Origin of the sequence: Neisseria sp. P0008.S010 (genome assembly GCF_051962715.1) — a bacterium.
Taxonomy (GTDB): Bacteria; Pseudomonadota; Gammaproteobacteria; order Burkholderiales; family Neisseriaceae; genus Neisseria; species Neisseria elongata.
Genome location: NZ_JBQCVA010000074.1, coordinates 1 through 4,992, shown reverse-complemented (window position 1 = coordinate 4,992; position 4,992 = coordinate 1). Strand labels below are relative to the sequence as shown.

Below are 4,992 nucleotides of genomic sequence, written 5' to 3'. Positions count from 1 at the left end.
GTTAAAGTCACTTTAAGCTCACTCACAGCATATCCGCACCGATGCAGAAAGTCATACCTACGGGCAAAGGGCAGATTACCGAGACCAAATCGGCAATCAAAAGCGGTATTGAGGTAGAAAGCAAGGTTGTCTGACAAGGCAGATAGCCTTGCTTGGAAGCAGGGATGGTTGCAAGGATCTAGTTCTTATCACTCACTGAAAGATAAAACCTAAGCAAGAGGTGATGATGCATAGCAACGACCAGCAGCTATCTTCCCTAGTGACCGGAGAGTACCTAGGTCCGTTGTAGATGCTTCCGTTGCAGATGGTTCCGGTGTTGATACTGTTTTCATTACCCGCAGCATTTGTTTTTATTCAATGATCTAATAAGCCGAGACCTTTGCAAAAAAGCCCTTCCCCCGACAGCAGAAACCCAAACACAGGTTTTCGGCTGTTTTTGCCTCCAATCACGCCTGATTTTACCCAAATACCCCCTTAATCCTCCCCGGATACCTGATAATCAGGCATCCGGGCCGCCTTTTAGGCGGCAACAGGCGCACTTAGCCGGTTAGCCGCTTTCAACAGGTTCAAACACATCGCCTTCAGATGGCTTTGTGCACTCACTTTGAGCAGACCAAAATAGGCTGCCCGGGCATAGCCAAATGTCACTACCAAATCATGCAGTACGACTCTACATTGCGTAAAGATGTTGCCGATGAAAACGGTAGGGCGGCATTTGACTCAGAATTGATTGCCGGGAAAAAGATTTGGGTGCGTTTTTGGGCCCAGGGACAGCGACAAGATGCCGCATTCAGTACTCAACCTTTTTACTGGGCGGAAAATGTCATAACACAGCCGATTATGGCACCTAGAGTATATGAAATTAAACTTCGGGAGACGGGGAACAAAAATAACGAGTCGGAAGATTACCGGCAGGCATTTTATGAAGTACGGGCCGGAGATACGTGGGAAGGGATTGCTCAAAAATGCAACACCAATGTATCGTTAATTAAATTCATCAACAACCTTCCCGATGACGGTACACCGCCAGAGGTCGGGGATGCGTTGCTATTGCCGAGAGGGGCGGAAAGGCCGTTAGATTCTGGAGGCCGCCCAGATAAAGGGGTGATTGAGAGCCAACCAAGCGACCCGCTTGACGATTTACTGAAAGGGTTGGACGGAAAAACATCTGAACAGAAAAAGGATGATCAGCCTATATTGCCGCAAGGTGCAGAACCTGTAGGGCAGGGGCAATCTGCACAGCCTGCTGGTAAAAATCCGCCTCCAGATGAAGGGAAGCCTGCGGAAGGGAAGCCGGATATTCAGGAAGGGAGGGGGAGGAGTGGAAGGCCTACGGATAGGGTTATACTGAAACAGCAACCTTCGGCAATACCAAATTTGATTACGATGGAACAAATGAAGGGGATGTGGCCTCTTGTAAGTCAAAGTAAAATGCGACCTATATTAGATGAACTTAATGCTAATTTGACGGACTACAAATTAGATACAAATCTCAGAAAAGCTCATTTTTTTGCACAGGTAATGCAAGAAGTGGGGCCACATTTTAAATTAAGAGAAGATCTTCATTATGGGGCTAAAGCTTTATTAAGATTTTCATATTATCAAAAACATCCTTCAGAGGCTACTACAGATGCCAATTTGTCTCCTTTCTCTTTAAAAGAAAAAACGATAGCAAATAAAGCTTATATGGATAAATGGAGATCTAGACCTTACAAGCTTGGTAATATTTATGAAGGAGATGGATATAAATTTATAGGGAGAGGATTAAAGCAGACTACGGGAAGAAGTAATTATACTGATTTAAATAATGTGTATCCGTTAGCATGGCCTGGCGAAAATTTAAATTTTTTAGAACATCCTGAATTATTAGAGACTCCCAAATATGCTGTTCGCTCTGCTATTGCTTTTTTGAAAGGTAAAAAATTATATGAGTTAGCAGACAAAGGGTTTAATACAAATACTGTAGATAGTATTACTAGAGTTATGAATAAAGCAACAGATAGTTACCCTCAAAGAAGAGCTAATTTTTCTACCACAATAAAGATTTTTAGATAGTTTATATTCAAATAAGGTTATCTATGAAAATTTTTTTAATATATATTTTTTTATATCTTTTACCTATAGTTTGTATTGGAGAAAATATTGACTTTGATAAGTATAACCATCAAACGTGTAGTTACTTAAATAATAAATTAAGTATTTTAAAAAAAATGATGCCTTGTTTTCCTCTTCGTATTGTATTGATGATGGAGAAGAGATAATCAATAATAGTATATTGATTGGTGGGAAAAAATATAAATTAAGAGATTTTAAAAAGACTGAAATTATAAGTAGGAGAATTAATCTAGAGGCAATTAGTATATATAAGGTTAATAAAAATTATCCTTTACTTATTATTCTACTCTCTGAAGAATTTTGTTGTTATCCTCAATTGGAAGGTAAAAATTATAGAATTTATTTATACAAAATTTATGAAGATAAGAAAAATAACGAGTTTAAATTTATATCATCAGATTATATTTTAGGTGAAAATGTATCAGGATTTGATGGAATATCTGATAAAAGAATGATATTTAGATTAAGAAATATTGAAGAAATAAAAAAATACTTAAAGATGGGGCTGCCCTAGATAACTAGGGAACTTCAATTTAAGCTAGAATTATCCCCATGAGAAGAAGCCGCCTAAGTCAGTATAAGCAAAACAAGCTCATCGAACTGTTCGTTGCAGGCGTTACCGCCGGAACGGCAGCCCGATTGGCCGACGTCAAAAAATACTGAAGATTTATTATTTCAACCGGCTGCATCTACTTATCTCTCACCAGCAGCCCGTATTTGGAAATGTTTGACGGTGAAGCAGATGAAAGCTGCTTTGGCGGGCATCGCAAAGGCAGACGGGGACGCGGTGCGGCAGTGAAGGCGCCGTATTCGGGCTTTTAAAGCGCAACAGTAAGGTTTATACCGTTGCAGTACCCAATACGCAAACGGCCACCTTACTGCCTATTATCCGTGAGCAGGTAAAGCCTGACAGCATCGTTTATACAGATTGTCATAAACTGAGAATGGCATTTTAACAATAGTGAAATAAAAGTTCGAATCTCTATTTTAAAACAACTGGTGAAGCACGATTTATCCTAATTATCTAGAATAGTCCCTATAAATTAGTAATTCATATTACCCTCAAAGCACGAATTTAGAACCCAACAGTTACAAAGGCCGTCTGAAAGAGAGCCAACTATATTACCGCAAGGTGCAGAACCTGTAGGGCAGGGGCAACCTGCACAGCCTGCTGGTAAAAATCCGCCTCCAGATGAAGGGAAACCTGCGGAGGAGAAACGTTTTGAACCTGCGGAGGAGAAGCCGGATATTCGGAAGGGGAGGGGGAGAAATGGAAGGCCTACGGATAGGGTCTATAATTCTCCTAAGGTTAGATGTTTTTGCCATGAAAAAGGAATGGTTAGTAACCCCTGTTCTGGTTATGGTACAAAGATAACGGAAGCTCATTATGAAAAATTAGCTGCTGATTTGAATGTGGAGAAAGAAGTTCTAAAGGCTGTTGCAATAGTTGAATCAAAAGGGGAGGGGTTCGTTAATGATGAGGCTGGCAGACGTAGAGCTAAAATACTATTAGAAAGACATAAAATGTATCGACATTTGAGAGGAAAAATTTCTCAAGAAAGACTATCTTCTTTAGTAAGACAGCATCCTAGAGTTATATATCCCGAATATGGGGAGTATGGGAGTGAGCGGGAGCAATTTAGAAAACTAGAAATAGCAAAGTCTATTGATGAAACTGCCGCAATAAAGAGTTGTTCTTGGGGAGAATTCCAAGTTTTGGGTGAATATTTTAAGAATGGTGGATATTCCACACCCCAAGAACTAGAAATTGCAATGAATCAATGCAGTTTACAGCAATTCCTATATTTTCAAAGTTATTTAAAAATTACTAAACCGCAGGTAGTAAAAAACATGAGAGTTAAGAACTGGGGAAAGATTGCCTTTTATTATAATGGATCGGATTATAAGAGAAATGCATATGATGTTAAAATGGAGTGTGAGTATGAGAGACTAAAAGGGAGACGTAAGTCATGCAAGTAAAAAAGATAATTGTATGCATATTAATAATATTTTCCTCCTTTGCGCATGGATCTAATGACCAGCTAATAAAAAATGAACAAGCATTATTGAAAATTAATAGATTTTTTTCTGGCATTGAAGAAAGTAATATTGAAAATTATAAAGATGGAGAATTAATAGTCTTTTTGGTAGATGAGTTTGGAGGAAGGTTTTATGAAGATTATTATATGAAAATAGAAAATAATAATGTCACACTTGTTAAAATAGAAACATTAAGTTTGTATAAGGAAGATTTTGATGTAAAATCATTAAGATGTATAAAATTTATTAATGAACCCATCATTAAATATGATAGAAAATCAATATTAATGACAAATAATAAAAAATGTTATACGGTATATATGCTAGATAACTCATTGATTTAATTTAGGGAGTATATAAAAAATAATAAAAATTTTGATGTGGATGAAAGTAGAATTGATTGGTATATAAATAGATACAATATAGATCAAAAAAACGTTTCAATATACAATGACATTGCATTTTACCTTGGAGAAGGTCATAACTACAATTCTTCATTATATATTCTAAAAAAAATTATTAAAATATATCCAAACAGAATAGTCGCATATTTGAATATTGCTGATGTATATTGGGAAATTGGTAATAAAGATCATGCTAAAGTTTATTATCAAGAATATATTTCTAGAATGGGTAAAATTGGAAAAAAATCAATCATTCCTAAACGAGTATTTCAAAGAGTACGATAAATACGACTTATCTGAAATTAAATCTGAAAAACACCAAAAACGGCGACAAAATCTGCGGCATCTTCCACGGTGTGATGCCCGCCACCGGCGCCCCCGCCTTTTACAAACGCCTGAAAGCCGGCTTCGGCGACGAGCCCAACCCCTGCAA

The 4,992-nt window shown here is 37.7% G+C and carries 5 protein-coding genes and 2 pseudogenes; 6 read left to right on the top strand and 1 reads right to left on the bottom strand.

All coding sequences use genetic code 11. The features are described 5' to 3' along the window. Positions 1 to 519 precede the first annotated feature (519 nt). A pseudogene (locus tag ACTHSL_RS12050) lies at positions 520 to 642 on the bottom strand (IS5/IS1182 family transposase); the annotation flags it as partial. A gap of 15 nt (positions 643 to 657) precedes the next feature. Between ACTHSL_RS12050 and ACTHSL_RS12045 the strand changes: the two are divergent. The 6 genes and pseudogenes from ACTHSL_RS12045 (at position 658) to ACTHSL_RS12020 (ending at position 4,844) form a co-directional block, all read left to right on the top strand. Further along, a complete protein-coding gene (locus ACTHSL_RS12045; RefSeq protein WP_440381585.1) occupies positions 658 to 2,055 on the top strand; it encodes a LysM peptidoglycan-binding domain-containing protein in 1,398 nt (465 codons plus the stop codon). Positions 2,056 to 2,218: 163 nt separating this feature from the next. After that, positions 2,219 to 2,629 (top strand): hypothetical protein, encoded by a 411-nt coding sequence (locus tag ACTHSL_RS12040; protein WP_440381584.1) that lies wholly within the window; start codon positions 2,219 to 2,221, stop codon positions 2,627 to 2,629. A 38-nt stretch (positions 2,630 to 2,667) separates the two neighbouring features. Next, positions 2,668 to 3,053 (top strand): annotated as a pseudogene (locus ACTHSL_RS12035) (transposase); the annotation flags it as partial. 397 nt (positions 3,054 to 3,450) lie between these two features. Further along, positions 3,451 to 4,095 (top strand): N-acetylmuramidase family protein, encoded by a 645-nt coding sequence (locus ACTHSL_RS12030; protein WP_440381583.1) that lies wholly within the window; start codon positions 3,451 to 3,453, stop codon positions 4,093 to 4,095. Beyond that, complete coding sequence (locus ACTHSL_RS12025) at positions 4,086 to 4,499, top strand: hypothetical protein (protein WP_440381582.1); 414 nt, start codon at positions 4,086 to 4,088, stop codon at positions 4,497 to 4,499. The genes ACTHSL_RS12030 and ACTHSL_RS12025 overlap by 10 nt, the downstream gene beginning before the upstream one ends. A gap of 36 nt (positions 4,500 to 4,535) precedes the next feature. Beyond that, positions 4,536 to 4,844 carry a tetratricopeptide repeat protein gene (locus ACTHSL_RS12020; RefSeq protein ID WP_440381581.1) on the top strand — a complete coding sequence of 103 codons (309 nt, stop codon included), beginning with the start codon at positions 4,536 to 4,538 and terminating at the stop codon, positions 4,842 to 4,844. Positions 4,845 to 4,992: the final 148 nt, after the last annotated feature.